Origin of the sequence: Acinetobacter halobius, from assembly GCF_044130335.1 — a bacterium.
Lineage (GTDB): Bacteria > Pseudomonadota > Gammaproteobacteria > Pseudomonadales > Moraxellaceae > Acinetobacter.
On the sequence record NZ_JBIQOD010000009.1, the window covers coordinates 54,547 to 73,205 of the forward strand.

The following is an 18,659-nucleotide window of genomic DNA, read 5'->3' on the forward strand; positions in this document are numbered from 1 at the left end:
GTCAGTGACTGTTTTGGCTCTGAAAGGAGAGCGAAACAGGTCGTCGAAAACAATACCCGAATTTTGCAATGATTTGCTACATTTTGTCAGCACAGATTATGATAAAACTACACGACATAAACAGATTAAGTTGTTTAAGATTTTGAATATTCTCAATTCATGTCGAAAAATGACATTGTAATTTTGGTCAAAAACCAAGGAACTAAGAATTATTTATGAAACTTCAAACCATTGCTTGTGCGGTTGCAATTGCAACGGGTGGATTCTTTTTCACTCATGCCATTAATGAAGCCATTGCAGCGACTGAACCAAGTGCTGTAACCAAACAAGCTATTGTTCCGTCGCAGGAACAGGCTTTGGTGTCTCGTCAACTGGCGACCTTGGTTGACCGTCAACATTATCTTAATCAGCGTTTAGATGCGAAGACATCGGCACGGATTCTTGATTTTTACTTAGACAGTCTAGATCCAGATCATTCGCTCTTTCTTGCCCCTGAAATAGAAAATTATAAACGTCAATATGGCTCAACCTTTGGTGTGGCTTTAAAGGCAGGTGATTTAAGCGGCCCCTATGCGATTCATGCACAATACCGGGAACGTTTAACCCAGTTTTATACCTATATGCTGGATGAGCTGAAAAAACCACAGAACTTGAAACAAGCTGATGTTTATATTGAAACGGATCGTGAAAAAGCACCGTATTTTGCCAATGAAGCAGCGCAGCGTCAGCATTGGAACAAAATGCTGGTTTCACAGTTGATTAACTTGACGATTAGTAAAGAAGAAGAGTTAGCGAAGCAAAAAGCACTGAAAGCCAATCCAGAATTGGCCAATGGTCAAGACCTAACGAGTCCTGAAGATTTAACCCCGGTACAAACCTTAACCAAGCGTTATACCCGACAGTTAGAACGTATTTCGCGGGTGAAAAGTGATGATGTGTTAGATAAAACACTCAATGCAATGACTTTAACCTATGACCCGCACAGTAACTATTTCCCGCCTGTCGATGCGATGGAGTTAAACCGTCAAACCACGTTACAACTTGAAGGGATTGGGGTGTCGATTCGACCTGAACGGGGCAATGAAGACTACACCAAGATTGAAACCATTGTAGAAGGTGGTCCTGCAAGTAAGTCAGGACAAGTGAAGTCTGGTGACCGCATCATTGGTGTGGCGCAAGACGGCGAAAAAATGGTGGATGTTATCGGCTGGCCAAGCAATGAGATTGTTGGGCTTATTCGTGGTAAACGTGGTACTAAAGTCACGATCCGTTTATTGGGTGCTGGCGCTGCTATGAGCCAAGCACGTAGTGTGACCATTACTCGAGATGTGATTCAAGAAGAAGATGCAGGTGTACGTTCACGTACCGTGAATATAACTCGTGATGGACAGCAGTACACCTTTGGCGTAATTGAAATTCCATCATTCTATTTGAACTATCGTGCACGCCGTGCGGGTACAGAATATCGTTCAGTGTCTGAAGATACCAATAATGCTTTAAAATCCTTAGCAGCTAAAAATGTATCGGGAATTATTATTGATTTGCGTAATAACCCTGGAGGGTCACTGGAAGAAGTGGCTCGTATGCTTGGACAGGTGATTAAGTCAGGCCCTGTAGTGCAAATTCGAGATGGTAATGGCAATGTCAGCGTTTTCGAAGACGATGATAATGGTGCGCAAACCTATGCAGGTCCATTGGCAGTCATGGTGAATTTGGCATCGGCATCTGCCAGTGAAATTTACTCTGCTGCGATTCAGGATTATGAGCGTGGGATTGTGATTGGTAGTACCACCACAGGTAAAGGAACGGCTCAAGTTCAGCTCGATAATTTGGCACATGGTCAAGCGACATTGACGCAGCGCAAGTTCTATCGCGTCACGGGTGGCAGTACCCAAAACAAAGGAGTGATTCCAGACGTTAAACTGGTGGATATCTATAATGACGAATTTGGTGAGCGTAAAGCCAAAAATGCGTTGGAGTGGGATACCATTCCGACAGCACCATTTAAACGTGAAGGCAGTATTATTCCTTATGTGAAACGTTTAGGTGAGTTGTCTCAAGCACGGGTTAAAGTGGATCCGCAGTTTAACTATTTGGAACAACGCAAAGAAATTTCGAAAAAGACTGAAGAGCAAAAGCGTGTTGTATTAGATATTGATCAACGTAAAGCTGAATTGATTGCACTTGAAAAGCAAACTTTGGATGCTGAAAATAAGCGCCGTCAGATTGCAGGGCAAAAACCATATGCAAACTGGGAAAGCTATCAAGCCGCGATGGAAGCCTTAGTTGAGGAACGTGCCAAAATGAAGGCAAATCAACGACCAGCTTTACCTGAAGATGAAGCGTTCGTCACAGAGTCAGCGAACGTTTTGTTAGATTATGCGAAGTTGCAAAAAGGTACAGTGAAGTAGTTCTTTTTTGGACAAATAAAATAAAAAGCCAGTTTCAACTGGCTTTTTATTTTTAAGTGTGACTTAAGACACAAATGTCAGTTTTATCTACAATCTAACCGATCTGAACTGTAAAATAAATCTATAAATTCTAATAAGATTTTTACGTTTTTTTCTTGACCTGAAACTATTTGTATAAGATTCTTAATCAGGTAACAATGCTTTTCGCCTTTGATAAAAAGGATATATAAATGAAGAAAAAGAGCAATTAATACGGACACTTTATATGATGCATGTGCATTACGATTTTAGTTTGGTATTAGGTTCAATTATTGTGGCATTGTTGGCTTGTTTTTTTGCAGTGTCAACTGAACGTCTATTGTTTCGTGCATGGCGAAAAAAGTTTCAAGCAGGGCTAATTTTACTCAGTGGTTTTTTCTTAGGCTGTGCCATTTGGGCTATGCACTTTGTGGGTATGTTGGCTTGTGATTTGCCAATACATAGTTATTTTGATCCAGCACTGACTATTCTTTCTTTTTTTATCGCATTTCTTGCGTCTATTTTTTCAATTTGGTTGACCACGCGTAATACTTTACCTTTTCTCCGACTGGTTTTAGGTGCTGTGTTGATGGGACTTGGTATCTCAGGGATGCACTATACGGGGATGATGGGACTAATGATTGAAGGCTATCATAGTGTCTATGATCCTTTACTCACGATTTTTTCCATTCTACTGGCTATCAGTGGCTCTGGTTTGACTTTTTGGTTGATTTTTAAATATAAAAATGCGGTTAATAAAAAATCATTATTCCAATGGTATGTCGCAGGAATGATGGCTTTGACTATCGTGAGCATGCATTATACAGGCATGCTGGCGGTCTCTTTTTATCCAGCGGATAGTGATCGTTTGGTCATGACCTTAGAGGCTGGGCAAAGTATTATTTTATTTGTAGTGATCTTCATCACAAGCCTAGTTTTGGTTGCGGCTTTTGTTGTGGCGGTCTTGGAACAACGGTTAGAGGAACGCAATAAACAGCTATCCCAAGCGAATAGAGAATTAGCAAATCAGGCTGTACAAGATAATTTAACCAAATTGCCAAATCGTCTGTATTTGGCTGAATATGCGCATTTTCTATTTACAGACCATCGCTTTCGTGATGAAAGTATTGCTTTCTTATATATTGATTTAGACCGATTTAAAGCGGTAAACGATGTGTTTGGACATCATGTCGGGGATCAATTATTGGTCCAACTCACCACGCGTATTCATCACCACCTCGGCAAAAATGAAAAAATGTTGAGAATTGGTGGCGATGAGTTTCTGATGGTACTTGAACAAGCAACGCCTGACCATGCATGTGATATGGCGGAACAAGTTTTAGAGTTAATTCAAGAGAGCTTTTTGATTGCGGGTAAGGAAATCAATGTCTCTGCTAGTATTGGTATAGCCATGTATCCTGAACATGGCAATAATTTACAGGATTTATTGATCAATGCTGATGCAGCGATGCTGACTTCAAAGTATCAAGGGCGAAATACTTTTTCTATTTTCAATTACAGTATTGACCAACAAGAAGCCAAAAGTCAGACCAAACTTATTAATGACTTATACAAAGCGGTCGAAGAGCAACAGTTTGTTTTATATTACCAGCCGAAATTCACCATTAAAGATCAGCGAATTTGTGGTGTGGAAGCGTTGATTCGTTGGAAGCATCCAAGTTTAGGTTTACTGACTCCAAATATGTTTATTAAAGGGGCAGAAAAGACTGGGCTGATTATTCAGATGGGCTATTGGGCCTTAGAGCAGGCTTGTAAACAACTGCAAATTTGGGAGCGAGATAAAGTTGAACTGTATCCAATCGCTGTGAATTTATCAGCAGTACAGTTTGAGCATAAGCATTTATTTAATAATTTAGAACATCTTTTTGATAAGTACAAAGTTAACCCGAATCATTTAATTATAGAAATTACAGAAAGCACGGCTATGCACCATATTGAGGGCAGTATTCGTACGCTTCAGCGCTTACGTGAAATGGGGATTCGTTTGGCGATTGATGATTTTGGTACAGGTCATTCTAGCTTTTTATATTTGAAAGATTTGCCTGTAGATGAGTTAAAGATTGATCGTGGTTTTATTCATGAGCTTTCTGTTGGTTCTAAAGATGAAATGATCTTAGAAAGTATTGTCCATTTGGCGATTCGGTTGGGGTTGGTCGTAACAGCAGAAGGTGTTGAAAGCCCTTTGCAAATGGAAATTTTATCCCGTTTAGGTTGCCAGCAGTTGCAAGGCTATCTCTTGGGTATGCCTATGGATGTGAAGCGCTTGGAAGAGTTTGAGTATGCATCCTCGACCTATTTTAATTAGCTGTTTTGGCATTTGCAGTTCGGTTAGGGGGCTTTCTAACAGGGCTTGATAAAAGACAATAGAAGCCCAAGCGGTATTCGGATACAATTAGCCCAATTTAGAATTTCCTGTATAGCCTTTATTGATCGGGGCGATCATTCAGGCTATGTATCAATTGCAGATTTAATTTATGTTTAAAAATGAATTAGCCGCGCAAGTTGCGCAGCGTCGCACCTTTGCGATTATTTCCCACCCCGATGCGGGTAAAACCACCATGACCGAAAAACTATTGTTATGGGGACAAGCGATTCAGGTTGCGGGGATGGTAAAAAGCCGTAAATCTGACCGTGCCGCGACATCGGACTGGATGGAAATGGAAAAAGAGCGTGGGATCTCGATTACCACCTCTGTAATGCAGTTTCCATTTAAAGACAAAATGATCAACTTACTGGATACACCAGGGCACGAAGACTTCTCAGAAGATACGTATCGTACCTTAACGGCGGTCGATTCGGCTTTAATGGTGATTGACGGTGCAAAAGGGGTCGAAGACCGTACCATCAAATTGATGGAAGTGTGTCGTATGCGTGACACCCCAATTATTTCATTCGTCAACAAAATGGACCGTGAAATCCGTGAGCCTTTAGAACTGTTGGATGAAATTGAAAACGTTCTCAAAATCAAATGTGTGCCGATTACGTGGCCACTTGGTACGGGCCGTGACTTCGCTGGGGTATTTAACCTAATCGAAGAAAAGTTCTATGTTTATAAAGCTGGTTTTGGTTCAACCATTACCGATATTGAAGTTCGTGATGGCTATGACTATGCTGACTTACGTGAAAAAGTCGGTGAGCTAGCTTGGGCTGCATTTGAAGAGTCTTTAGAACTGGTGCAAATGGCCAATGAGCCACTTGACCGAGAGTTATTCTTACAAGGCAAACAAACCCCAGTTTTATTTGGTACAGCCTTGGGTAACTTTGGTGTAGACCATGTGTTAGATGCATTTAGTAATTATGCGCCTGAACCTAAAGCCCACCCAACAGAAAATCGTTTGGTTGAAGCCACAGAAGAAGGTTTTACGGGCTTTGTCTTTAAAATTCAAGCCAATATGGATCCGAAACACCGTGACCGTATTGCCTTTATGCGTATTTGTTCAGGCAAATATGAAAAAGGTTTGAAAATGAAGCATGTGCGTCTAGATAAAGATGTACGTATTAGTGATGCGTTGACTTTCTTAGCGGGTGATCGTCAGCACCTAGAAGAAGCATGGCCGGGTGACATTATTGGTTTACATAACCACGGCACGATTCAAATTGGTGATACTTTTACTTCAGGTGAAAAACTGCAATTTACAGGTATTCCACACTTTGCTCCTGAAATGTTCCGCCGTGTACGTTTGAAAGACCCATTGAAGTCGAAGCAGTTACAAAAAGGCCTCAAAGAACTTTCAGAAGAAGGTGCAACACAGGTCTTCATGCCGCAGAATAGTAATGATCTGATTGTGGGTGCTGTTGGTGTGCTTCAGTTTGAAGTAGTGGCATACCGTTTGAAAGAAGAATACAAAGTCGATTGCGTCTACGAGCCTGTGAGCATTAATACGGTGCGCTGGGTGTCTTGTGATGACGACAAAAAATTCAATGAGTTTAAGAAAAAGGCACATGACCAGTTGTCAGTTGATGGTGGTGGTCACTTAACCTACTTGGCACCAAGTCGTGTCAATTTACAACTCATGCAAGAGCGTTATCCAGACATCGTGTTCCGCAATACTCGCGAACACTAATCGGAATTTAAAAAAATAAAACAGCTTCTTCATGAAGCTGTTTTATTAAGTAAGACACTTTATTTTAATCATGAAATTCATGGAAAGCGCATGTTGCACAAACAGGCTATTTATACAACATTAGTGAGTTTGACTGTCTTACTGACAGCATGTGACTCCTCTAAACAATCTGAAACAGATACAGATGCCAAAAGCTCGGTGTTTAAAACAGAGCAGGCTGAAGTCTTGCCGTATTTAAATATTCAACAACAAGCAGCGGATATCGCACAGCCCTTTTGTGAGACTAAGAACTGTATCGAATTAGACATTCAGACTTTAAAAACAGAAGATGCTTGGTTAAACCAATGGATTGCCAAAAGTCAGGCTCGGGTCATTCAAGACCAAATTGGCTTGAAACAAGATATGAGTTTACAACAAGCCATCAATGCTTACGTGAAAAAGTCAGATACTTGGCAGGCTGAATTTAGCCGAAACAAAGCCTATAGCTTAGCGATGTATACGCGTATACCGTATCAGCGCAATCAGTTTGTGTTGATGCAAATTGGGGTGGATACCAATCAAGAGAATGTTAATGTTAAGGAACGGTATTATTTCTTTGTTGCGGATCGCAAAAGTCAAAAGGCGGTGGCATTATTAGATTTAATTCATCCTAAACAGCAAATTGCGATGAATGTACTGGTGCAAAAAGCGTATCAAAATTGGTTGAAGAAGCAAGAACCAGAAGTCAGAAACGTTGCACCTGCAAAATTATACTGGGGGCAAGCAGATTGGTTCTTTGACCAAGAGGGCATAGGTTTACATTATCGAACCCATGAAATTGTAAAAGATGGGACTCAGCTTGATATTTATTTGACGAAAGCACAAACTCAACAGGTATTAAAAGCCGATGTCTACACCCAGTTATTTTAAAGCATTGGTCTAAGCAAGAGTTGGCTTCAACAGCTAATAGGTTATTTATGTTAAAAAGCAAAACAATATTGACAATCAGCGTACTTGCAGCCTTAATCGGTCTGACGGCCTGCCAACCGAAAGACAAAGAACCACAAACGCCTGCGACCCAAACCACAGCCGCTTCTGAGGCAGAAACGGTATTGAAACTGGTGGGGGATACTGAAAAATTACAATTTGAATTGCCTGAATGTGATGGTAATGCTTGCCCTGAATTAAATATTGATCGTTTACAAAGTAATCAGGCATTTATTGATGCTTTTATTGATCAGAAAATCATTGACGATTTATCACAGATTATTGATATCTCACCTGTTCATAGTAGTCATGATGCAACAGTAGCAAGTTCAACTGTTGCCAGTTCAGAGCCTACAACAGTGAGCCAAGTCCTCACGCCGAAACTGAAATTAGAGAAACAAGTTCAACCCTATTTGGCCGCCTTTCTTGCTTTAGATCAGGAACTAAAAGACCTAAGTTCTAACCATCAAATCAGTTTGATGATTAAACCTAAAATCTTAAATGCCAAAGATCCTCTGGCGACGGTGGTGTTGAATACCAGTAGCTACTTAGGTGGTGCACATGGTTCATCATCACAGCATTATTACAATTTTGATTTAAAACAGCAGAAGCTCGTGAGTTTGGATGATCTATTGTTGCCCAATCAAAAAGCAGCGTTGAATAGAGTGGCGCATGAAGCCTTTCGTACTTGGGTTGTGGACACGAAGTTAGCGACCAATGTCGATGAATATGAGCAAGCATGGAAGTTTAGCTTGAGTAACAATTATTACTTGGGTACTGAAGGGCTGATTTTGCAATATGGTGAGTATGAAATTGGCCCTTATGTGGTGGGCTTACCACGCTTAACCATTGGGTATGATCAGCTCCAGAAAATATTAAAGCCTGAGTATTTACCCAAAGCCAAACAGAGCGCACAGGCTGCTTCAGAAGCCAAGAGTTAATTAAGCATGAGCTTACCTCTGTTTGATACCCATACTCATTTTGATGTTGCCGATTTTGATGCTGATCGGCAACAATTGGCTGAGCAAGCAAAACGAGTAGGGGTTGATGCACTGGTACTGATTGGTTTTCTTGAGTCGCGATTTGATGAACTGATTCAGATCCATCAGCAATTAACAAACTGGGATAATGTTCCGTCCTCTTATCTAGCGCCAGGCTTACATCCGTTTTATATCGAACAACATCAAACTGAACATTTACAGCGACTTGAGCAGATCTTGCAACAACATGACTGTGTGGCGGTGGGTGAAATCGGTTTAGATACTTTTTTAAAACAGCACAAACACCCTGAATTATTTGCCAAACAACAGCATTATTTTATTGAGCAGCTTGAACTCGCCAAGCAATATCAGAAACCAGTGTTACTGCATATTCGCAAAGCGCATGCGGAAACTATTGCCATTTTAAAAGCACAAAAATTCAAATTAGGTGGCATCGCCCATGCTTTTAGTGGTGGTGTAGAAGAAGCCAAAGCATTGGTTAAACTGGGTTTTAAAATTGGGGTGACTGGACAAATTACTAATCCGAATGCCAAAAAATTGCATCAAGTGGTACAGGCGATTGGTACTGAACATTTGGTGATTGAAACAGATTGCCCTGATATGACGCCGTTGTGCTGTCAAACCTCGACTGAGCATCGAACCCGTAATACCCCTGTCAATTTGCCTTATGTGTTGGAGGGGTTGGCACAGACACTAGGTCAATCTACACAGTCGCTTGCAACTCAACTTTGGCAAAACTCATTGGCTGCTCTGCATTTAAAATTTTAGAAGAATAAGATAATAATCTCGATAAAAATAAGATAACCAAAAGGGAACACACTCTTTTCTAAACAGGCTTACATTAAAGGAAGAACATCATAATAAATAAACTCGCCAATACTGGGAGGGCAACCGAATGGCCAGATATAGCAAAATCAATAGTTTTAATGCCTTACAAACACTTACGGTAGGTACAAAATCCTATCAAATTTTTAATCTCCCACAAGCCGCTCAAACATTGGGTAATATTGATCAATTACCCAAGTCTTTAAAGGTCTTACTTGAAAATTTACTCCGTTTTGAAGATCAAAAAAGTGTAAAAGTAGAGCATATTCAAGCCTTAGTCGATTGGCAAAAAAATAGAAGCTCAGATCAGGAAATCCAATATCGACCTGCACGTGTATTGATGCAGGATTTCACAGGGGTTCCCGCCGTGGTTGACCTTGCCGCTATGCGTGCTGCGATGGCTCAAGCAGGGGGTGATCCGAATTTGATTAATCCTTTATCACCAGTCGATTTGGTGATTGACCATTCGGTGATGGTGGATCATTTTGCCGATGAAGATGCCTTTGCTGAAAATGTCGAAATTGAAATGCAGCGTAATGGTGAGCGCTATCAATTTTTACGTTGGGGGCAATCTGCATTTAATAACTTTAGTGTTGTTCCGCCAGGGACAGGGATTTGCCACCAAGTCAATTTAGAGTATTTGGCTCAAGCGGTATGGCTAGGCGAAGATGAGGGACAAACTTTTGCTTTTCCTGACACTTTGGTTGGAACAGACTCACACACCACTATGATCAATGGCTTAGGTGTACTGGGCTGGGGTGTTGGGGGGATTGAAGCTGAAGCGGCAATGCTCGGGCAGCCAGTGTCGATGTTGATTCCAGAAGTGATTGGCTTTAAATTGACGGGTAAACTGCATGAAGGGATTACCGCAACAGATCTAGTATTAACCATTACTCAAATGTTACGCCAAAAAGGCGTAGTGGGTAAATTTGTCGAATTTTATGGTGATGGTTTGGCTGATTTACCTTTAGCGGATCGTGCCACGATTGCCAATATGGCCCCTGAATATGGTGCAACCTGTGGTTTCTTCCCGATTGATGAGGTGACTTTAGCGTACTTGGTGCTGACAGGTCGCCAACAAGATCGAATTGATTTGGTTGAAGCCTATAGTAAAGCGCAGGGCTTATGGCGCAATGCAGGTGATGAGCCAATATTTACCGATACATTAAGCTTGGACATGAGTACAGTGCAGGCAAGTTTGGCAGGCCCTAAACGTCCACAAGATCGGGTTTTGTTGAGCGATGTACCAAAAACCTTTACTGCATTAATGGAGCTGAATTTAAAACCTGCCAAAGAGGCTAAAGAACGTTTGGAGAATGAAGGCGGCGGTACAGCGGTCGAAGTCAAAACCGCAAATTTATCCAATCAAAGCCCTTCCTGTATGATTGATGGAAAATCTTATCCACTCCATGATGGTGATGTGGTCATTTCAGCTATTACCTCATGTACCAATACTTCCAATCCGAGTGTGATGTTAGCCGCAGGACTGCTCGCTAAGAAAGCGATTGAAAAGGGTCTACAGCGTAAACCGTGGGTGAAAAGTTCGCTTGCGCCTGGTTCTAAAGTGGTGACCGATTATTTGGCAGCGGCAGGTTTAACGCCGTATTTGGATGAGTTGGGTTATAACCTTGTTGGCTATGGCTGTACCACATGTATTGGTAACTCTGGACCACTGCCTGAACCGATTGAAGAAGCCATTCAGTGCCATGATCTTAATGTCGCGTCAGTACTTTCAGGTAACCGTAACTTTGAAGGGCGTGTGCATCCGCTCGTGAAAACCAACTGGTTGGCTTCGCCTCCTTTGGTGGTGGCTTATGGTCTGACGGGCAATATCCGTACAGATTTAACGACACAACCGCTTGGTCTAGGCAAAGATGGGCAGGCGGTCTATTTGAAAGATATTTGGCCGAGTCAGGCGGAGATTGATCAGGCGCTACAGAGCGTCAATACTGCGATGTTCCATAAAGAGTATGCAGCCGTATTTGATGGTGATGCAGCATGGCAGGCGATTCAGATTCCTCAAAGTCAGACCTACGCTTGGCAAGAAAATTCAACCTATATTCGTCATCCGCCATTTTTTGAAGCGATTGGTCAGCCACCGAAACCGATTACCAATATTGAACAAGCACGTATTTTGGCTGTGCTTGGAGACTCGGTTACCACCGATCATATTTCACCTGCGGGTAATATCAAGAAAGACAGCCCTGCGGGACGCTATCTACAAGAACAAGGCGTTGAAGTCAAAGATTTCAACTCTTATGGATCTCGACGTGGCAACCATGAAGTGATGATGCGAGGAACCTTTGCCAATATCCGCATTAAGAATGAAATGTTGGGCGGTGAAGAAGGTGGAAACACGATCTATATTCCAACAGGTGAAACCTTGCCGATTTATGATGCTTCTATGCTTTATCAGCAGCAACATACGCCATTAATCATTATTGCTGGGAAAGAGTATGGCACAGGTTCATCGCGTGATTGGGCTGCCAAAGGCACGAACTTACTGGGGGTTAAAGCGGTGATTGCCGAAAGTTTTGAACGAATTCACCGTTCCAATCTGGTTGGTATGGGAGTATTGCCATTGCAATTTGTCGATGGACAAACCCGCCAATCCTTAAATTTAACAGGTCGTGAAGTGCTCTCAATTCATGGATTATCCGATGATATTCAACCGTATCAAAGTTTGGATATTCTGGTGCTTCGAGAAGATGGCAGTCAAGATCAGTTTAAAGTGTTGTGCCGTATTGATACTTTGAACGAGGTCGAATACTTTAAAGCGGGCGGTATTTTGCATTATGTACTGCGTCATTTAATTGCAGCATAATCTCTATGGAATAAAGCCCTGTCAGCAGCAGGGCTTTATTGTTTGTAGTAATGAAATCTCTCAGTCTGCATGTAATCCACGGTCGTATTCAGGTAAAATGAACACGATTTTACCGATATAGATGTACGCATGACTGATCTGCAACATGATGAATATGACCGCCGTTTTGCTGGTGTAGCCAAAATTTATGGAGACGAGGCCTTTTCATATTATGAAAAAAGTCATGTGATGGTGATCGGGATTGGTGGTGTGGGTTCGTGGGCAGTCGAGGCTTTAGCGCGTACAGGCGTCGGCGAATTAACACTGGTTGATATGGATTCGATTGCGGCTTCGAATATTAACCGTCAATTGCCTGCGCTGAGTTCGACACTTGGACAAGAAAAAATCGAAGTCATGGCGGAGCGTTGCCGTCAGATCAATCCAAGAATGAAAGTGAATGTGATTGATGACTATTTGACCCCAGAAAACGTCAAAGAAATTTTAGAACATCGACCAGACTTAATTTTAGATTGTATTGATGACGTCAAAGCTAAATTAGCCCTGATGTTGCACTGTCGTTTTAATAAGATCCCATTGATTGTTTCAGGGGGAGCGGGGGGCAAGCTCGACCCATTGAAAATCCGAGTGGCTGATCTGTCTAAAACCGAACAAGATCCAATGTTAGCAAAACTTCGAACCCAGTTGCGTGGAATGGGGATTTGTAAAAAACCAAAAGAAAAGTTTGGCATTAGCTGTGTCTATTCGATTGATAATCCATTTTCCAGTGCAGATGTGTGTCCAAGTGCAGGCCTACGCTGTGGTGGCTATGGTTCTGCGGTGGTAGTGACTTCAAGCTTTGCGATGGTGGCAGTCGCGGAAGTGCTGAAAAAATTAGATGGAATGAAAGCGAAACAATAAGACTGTTTTAGGTTTAATTGGACTGTATAAATCGGTATATTGATACAGTCCATAGACCACAAAAAATATTGAAATCAATAGAAAAAAGAGAAAAGAAAAATGAGTTTTTTAAAAAAATTATGGGGTTCTCAAAAGCAAAAAATGCCTGCGAATGAAAATGTATATACTGCATTTTGGCAATGGTTTCAGCAGCATCAACAGCATTTTCACCACATTGTGGATCAAGGCAGTAAAACTGAAATCGAGCGAGATTTCTTTGATCGACTGACGCCTGAATTGGAAAAAGTCCATAGCGGTATCTTTTTTCTGACGGGCATGTTAACCCCACAAACAGCTGAATTAATTCTTACCCCTGATGGCATCATTCCAAATATTGTTTTTGTGGAAGAGTTGATTGTGGCTGCACCTGAGATTGCAGGGTGGAAGTTCACTGCGCTTAAACCTGAAAGTGATATTGAACGTGTTGGGATTAATATGCATGGTTATGAGTTTAGTCAGGAGACTTTGTCTTTTTATTTTAACCAGCAAGCCGAGTATCCCGATGAGATTGATCTGGTTGTGGTACATGATGAATATAATGCAGCTGAAAACGATGCGTTTTTACAGGCTGTGTATATTTTCCTCGACAACTATTTGGGCGAGTACGATGCGGTTACCAAATTGGACAATGTTTCTGTCCAGTCTAAGCAAGATGCCGAAAACGAATTGCTACCGATTCACTTGCTCAAAAATATTTTAATTTTAAAAAACAGTGAAATTTCAAGATTAGACAAAATTACACGCTCAAATACGGATGCCGATGAATTTGTCAGTTTGGAGGGAGAAACGAATGAAAGTCTACCTTTACTGGCGATTTTAAATCGTACACTTTTAACATGGGATCAAAAAGCCTCACATCCGTGGATGCTGCTGATAGAAATCTCCTATGACGGTCATCATTCAAATGGCATGCCTGTTTCTACAGATTATGAGTTGCTGAATCTGATTGAAGACGAATTATTGCAAGAGTTGAAAGATATGGATGGCTATTTAAATATAGGACGTGAAACGGGTAATCACTTAAGAACCATATATTTTGCGTGTAAAGAGTTTAGGAAACCATCTAAAGTCATTGATCAAGTGATTGAAAAATATAAAGACAACTTTGAAATAGAAGTCAGCCTGTTCAAAGATAAATACTGGCGCGCTCTGAGTAAATTTACGGGTTAACCACCTAATGAATTTAAAATGAAATGTGTGTGTGACCAATATTGAAAACGTTCTTTAGTAAAGCCTTGTATCAGACTATAAAAGAAAAAAGCGAAGCATCTGCTTCGCTTTTTTCTTTTAGATTAATATTCTAAATTACTAAGCTAGAGTCTGTTCTTTTAAATAATCTTCGGTGCGTTGCATCGCGTCTTTAATGTTGAGAATTGCATTTTCAACATCAGCAAAAGTCTTAGCATTACCACCACTTAAGGCCTGGCGCCATTTGCGAGCACCCGGAAGGTTTTGAAATAAACCTAAAATGTGACGAGTGATAATTGATAACGGAGCACCCTCAGCCATACGCTGGGCAATATACGGCAGCATTTGATTGATAATGTCAAAGCGGTCTGGAAGTTCTAAATTCCACAACTGACCAAGTTCAGCCAGAAAGTAGGGATTGTGATATGCCTCACGTCCGATCATTACACCATCCACATGTTTGAGATGCTCTTGCGTTTCTGCAAAGGTTTTGACCCCGCCATTAATCTCAATCAATAGATTTGGACGCTCTTGCTTTAAACGATAGACATCTTCATAGCGTAGGGGGGGCACTTCACGGTTTTCTTTCGGAGAAAGTCCCTGAAGCAAGGCAATACGTGCGTGTACGATGAAATTATCACAACCCGTTTTGGCAACGGTATCAACAAAATGTAGCATTTCTTCATAAGAATGCATGTCATCAATGCCGATACGGTGTTTCACGGTCACGGGAATATCCACAGCATGGCGCATTTCAGCGATACATTCTGCGACGAGGTCTGGCTCTGCCATAAGACATGCACCAATTTTATTGTTTTGTACACGGTCACTTGGACAGCCAACATTGAGGTTAACTTCGTCATAGCCCCAGTCTTGAGCCATTTTGGTACATGTAGCTAAGTCTTTAGGATTTGAGCCACCAAGTTGTAAAACAATTGGGTGCTCTTCATTGTTATAGTCTAAATGACGATTTGCACCACCAAATAGAATGGCACCTGTAGTCACCATTTCGGTATATAAAATTACATTCGGATTGAAGAGACGTGCAAAAAAACGATAGTCTTTTGTGGTCCAATCCATCATCGGCGCAACACTGATTCGTGGAGATTGAGGGGTTTCAATGGTTTTGTCAGTATTCATTAAAAATCAGGCTCTTTATCAGTGTTTATCTGCTTTTTATACAAAGGGCTTCGTTACTTTAAAGCAGATGGAATGCAAATAAATGTTTAGGAAATTATCTGTAAACGAGTAGCCATCAAACCAAAGCCAAACTTTTTATTGGCGACAACAGATGACGTTGAAGAGTTCTAAAAATGTTCGAGATAATTTTGGAGAGATAAGAAAGAGTAAAGCGGAGGCCTTTACGTTCACGCAGAAATTTCCAACAGAATGTAATAGTAACATAAAAATAAAATTCGCACATTTTGCTAAGTGCAACGTTTAGTGGGGGGCTGCCTATACTTTGTGAAATTTGAGTTCTGTTCTGTACTTATTTACTTTCTTGTAAATGATTATTCTGTACAGCCGTTTAATGTACTGTTGAGCGCTCATGTTTCTTGAGAAAAGATTAATTACCATTCTTTAGAGTGGTTTTTCTGCATTTAAATTTTGATAACTTTCTGAATCCAACGATGCCCTTGTGTAAGCGGGTCCTTATTTTGCTCCGTTGAATTTTAAATTGATGGAGAAAATATGTTTGCACAAGGGTGAGTTAAAGCAAATTTGGATGATGGTAGGAAAGATCATGACTTATAAAGCCTTTACGTTATCAAAATATCCGCAAGGACATATCACTACAGATATTTTTGAGCTAGTCACTTTGGCACAACCGACTTTAAAAGAAGGTGAGTTTCTCGTTAAGCAGACACATATGTCACTTGATCCTGCTATGCGCACCTGGCTTCAACCAAGAGAAGACAGTTATTTACCCCCAGTACAAATAGGCGAAGTCATGCGCTCTTACGGAGTCGGCGTGGTAGTCGATTCCTTGAATGCTCAATTTCCAGTCGGTACTCATGTCGTCGGTGTCACTGGATGGAGTGAATATGTTTTAGGTCATGCCGACATGCAAGTGATTGATGCCTCGATACCAGCAGAGGCCATATTGGCTTTATTTTATTTCACAGGTCTGACCGCTTATGCAGGTTTAATGAAAGTTGGAAAACCTAAAAAGGGTGAAACTTTGGTGGTGACAGGTGCAGCAGGTTCAGTCGGTTCATTAGTCGGGCAATTGGCGAAAGCCGAAGGTCTAAGAGTCGTAGGTGTTGCTGGCTCTGATGAAAAGTGTAAATGGTTGGTTGAAGAGCTGGGTTTTGATGCCGCGCTTAACTATAAAGCGGAGGATTTTGAAGCTCAACTTCGTGTTGCCGCGCCAAATGGTGTGGATGTTTTTTATGAAAATACGGGTGGATCAATCCAAGAAATTATTTTTAATCAGTTAAATCGGTATGCACGTGTCATCGTCTGTGGCGTGTTGGCTGATTATGACCATGAGGTGCCAGCAAAGGGTCCAAGTTGGGTAGATATCAATTTAAAAAGCCTGCGTGTACAAGGTTTTATTGTAACGGATTATGCGTCTTTTGCAGACGAGGCTATGTCTGTGTTGGGTTGTTATCTCGCAGAAGGCAAAATCCAATATAAAACCTATACGGTTGAAGGTTTCGAGTCCTTGCCTGAAGGTTTAATGAAGCTATTTAAAGGTGAAAATACAGGAAAATTTATCGTTAAGTTTTAATCTTAATGGCTCTCATGGATGTTAATGCCAATTCAATTTTATTGCTTACTATAAAAGTTCTGTCCCTTGTGTATTGGATCAACTGTTTTAGATGCAAAGGGGATGCTGGCGGCGTTGGTGCTGTGCTTAGTGAAATTTAAATTGCGATGAAGATCGTATCATTCTTGTGGACGATCAAACTTAAATCACATGGACGAATCGAGAACCTATTCTTTTAGCCCCAAGTCAGCATGGTTTGCTATGGGGCTGGGTGTTCTCATATAAATTAAAACAATGATTACAATCTGGATAGAATCAGCATGCGCATTATCCCTACTCAAGCCGAGTCTCCATCTTTAAAAAGTATACAGCTTCAAGGGCAAATGTATCGTTATCATGTGATGCTCAAACCCTCTGGTGCCCAATGTAACTTGGACTGTAGTTACTGTTTCTATCTGCATAAACAAGACTTATTGCGTCAACCTAAAACCCCACGTATGGCGGAGTCGATGCTTGAGTTGCATATCAAGCAATATATTGAAGCACAAACAGGTAATGAAGTGGTTTTTAGCTGGCAGGGTGGTGAGCCTACCCTGATGGGGTTAGAATTTTTTCAGCGTGTGGTTGAGCTACAAAATAAATATAAGAAGCCGAAGCAATGTATTGAAAATGACATACAAACCAATGGCACCTTGCTTGATGAGGCATGGTGTGAGTTTCTGAGTCAACACAATTTCTTGGTTGGTTTATCTATTGATGGCCCAGCTGAATTTCATGACAAACATCGCTATAACAAAGGTGGCAAACCTACGCATGCCAAAGTGATGCATGCCGTGGAATTACTTCATCGTTACCAGATTCCATTTAACGCACTGTGTGTCGTGAATCGAGACAATGCGAAACGCCCAAACGATGTATATCGTTTTATCCGTGATCAGGTGCAGCCACGGATGATCCAGTTTATTCCGGGAATGGAAAGTGCACAGTTCCAAAGCACTGCGCCTGGGCATTGGAATCTTGATGATTTACCCATACTTGGCAGCTCTGCCGCACAACCAGGAACCAACGACGCTGTTGTCACTGATTGGTCTATTGTTGCTGATGACTGGGGTTATTTTCTCTCACGGGTTTGGGGGGAATGGATCAAGAAAGATTTTGGACGGGTATTTGTCGACCAGTTTGAAAATATAGTGTCCATGATGCTTGGCTATGGCGCGCAGAAATGTGTTTCTGGTCAGATTTGCGGGAAATCACTGGCAATCGAGCATAACGGTGATCTCTTTTCCTGTGACCATTTTGTCTATCCCGAATACAAGCTCGGTAACATTCAAGAGATACATCAAGGCGATCTAGTCTTTTCAGAAGAACAGAAAAAGTTTGCTTATGCGAAGTCGAATAGCTTGCCTCAATACTGTCGCCAGTGCCCCTATTTACAATATTGCTGGGGCGACTGTCCCAAAGATCGCTTTTTGAAAACACCCGATGGAGAAGCAGGTTTACATTATCTATGTTCTGGCTTAAAGCGCTTTTTTCATACTGCACTTTTATCCAAAAGTGAAATTATGAAACAGCTTAAACCCTAAAGAAATTTGCTGCGAATAAAGACTAAAAATAGTCTTTTAAATAAACGGATTTATCTCGAATTTTGTCAATGTTGCTCAGGCGAAAGACAAATTTGCAAAATGTTATAAA

Annotated in this window: 12 protein-coding genes; 11 read left to right on the forward strand and 1 reads right to left on the reverse strand. The window is 41.3% G+C overall.

The features are described from left to right. Positions 1–215 precede the first annotated feature (215 nt). The 9 genes from ACE01U_RS09680 to ACE01U_RS09720 all read left to right on the forward strand — a co-directional run bounded on the left by ACE01U_RS09680 (position 216) and on the right by ACE01U_RS09720 (position 14,236). Positions 216–2,411, forward strand: a complete 2,196-nt coding sequence (locus ACE01U_RS09680) for a carboxy terminal-processing peptidase (protein ID WP_086209923.1) — start codon at positions 216–218, stop codon at positions 2,409–2,411. Between the two features lie 265 nt (positions 2,412–2,676). Further along, complete coding sequence (locus ACE01U_RS09685; protein WP_086209922.1) at positions 2,677–4,755, forward strand: EAL domain-containing protein; 2,079 nt, start codon at positions 2,677–2,679, stop codon at positions 4,753–4,755. Positions 4,756–4,924: 169 nt separating this feature from the next. After that, positions 4,925–6,514, forward strand: coding sequence for a peptide chain release factor 3 (locus tag ACE01U_RS09690; RefSeq protein ID WP_086209921.1), 1,590 nt, complete (start codon positions 4,925–4,927; stop codon positions 6,512–6,514). A 90-nt stretch (positions 6,515–6,604) separates the two neighbouring features. Continuing rightward, the gene (locus ACE01U_RS09695; RefSeq protein WP_395579336.1) at positions 6,605–7,423 is read left to right on the forward strand and encodes a hypothetical protein; all 819 of its coding nucleotides are present in this window, start codon (positions 6,605–6,607) and stop codon (positions 7,421–7,423) included. Positions 7,424–7,470: 47 nt separating this feature from the next. Continuing rightward, the gene (locus tag ACE01U_RS09700) at positions 7,471–8,421 is read left to right on the forward strand and encodes an RsiV family protein (protein WP_291374367.1); all 951 of its coding nucleotides are present in this window, start codon (positions 7,471–7,473) and stop codon (positions 8,419–8,421) included. Positions 8,422–8,427: 6 nt separating this feature from the next. Continuing rightward, positions 8,428–9,249, forward strand: a complete 822-nt coding sequence (locus ACE01U_RS09705; RefSeq protein WP_395579337.1) for a TatD family hydrolase — start codon at positions 8,428–8,430, stop codon at positions 9,247–9,249. 127 nt (positions 9,250–9,376) lie between these two features. Continuing rightward, positions 9,377–12,130 (forward strand): aconitate hydratase AcnA, encoded by a 2,754-nt coding sequence (gene acnA / locus ACE01U_RS09710; protein WP_395579338.1) that lies wholly within the window; start codon positions 9,377–9,379, stop codon positions 12,128–12,130. Positions 12,131–12,259: 129 nt separating this feature from the next. Next, the gene (locus tag ACE01U_RS09715; protein ID WP_086209916.1) at positions 12,260–13,027 is read left to right on the forward strand and encodes a tRNA threonylcarbamoyladenosine dehydratase; all 768 of its coding nucleotides are present in this window, start codon (positions 12,260–12,262) and stop codon (positions 13,025–13,027) included. Between the two features lie 99 nt (positions 13,028–13,126). Next, complete coding sequence (locus tag ACE01U_RS09720; RefSeq protein ID WP_395579339.1) at positions 13,127–14,236, forward strand: DUF695 domain-containing protein; 1,110 nt, start codon at positions 13,127–13,129, stop codon at positions 14,234–14,236. A gap of 138 nt (positions 14,237–14,374) precedes the next feature. Here ACE01U_RS09720 and dusA read toward each other — a convergent pair whose 3' ends face one another. Then, on the reverse strand, positions 14,375–15,394 hold the full coding sequence (dusA, locus tag ACE01U_RS09725; RefSeq protein ID WP_395579340.1) for a tRNA dihydrouridine(20/20a) synthase DusA: 1,020 nt from the start codon (positions 15,392–15,394) through the stop codon (positions 14,375–14,377). Positions 15,395–15,998: 604 nt separating this feature from the next. Between dusA and ACE01U_RS09730 the strand changes: the two genes are divergently transcribed. Both ACE01U_RS09730 and ACE01U_RS09735 read left to right on the forward strand, forming a co-directional pair. Continuing rightward, positions 15,999–16,988, forward strand: a complete 990-nt coding sequence (locus ACE01U_RS09730) for an NADP-dependent oxidoreductase (protein ID WP_395579341.1) — start codon at positions 15,999–16,001, stop codon at positions 16,986–16,988. Positions 16,989–17,287: 299 nt separating this feature from the next. Further along, positions 17,288–18,550, forward strand: coding sequence for an anaerobic sulfatase maturase (locus tag ACE01U_RS09735; protein WP_395579342.1), 1,263 nt, complete (start codon positions 17,288–17,290; stop codon positions 18,548–18,550). Positions 18,551–18,659 lie beyond the last annotated feature (109 nt).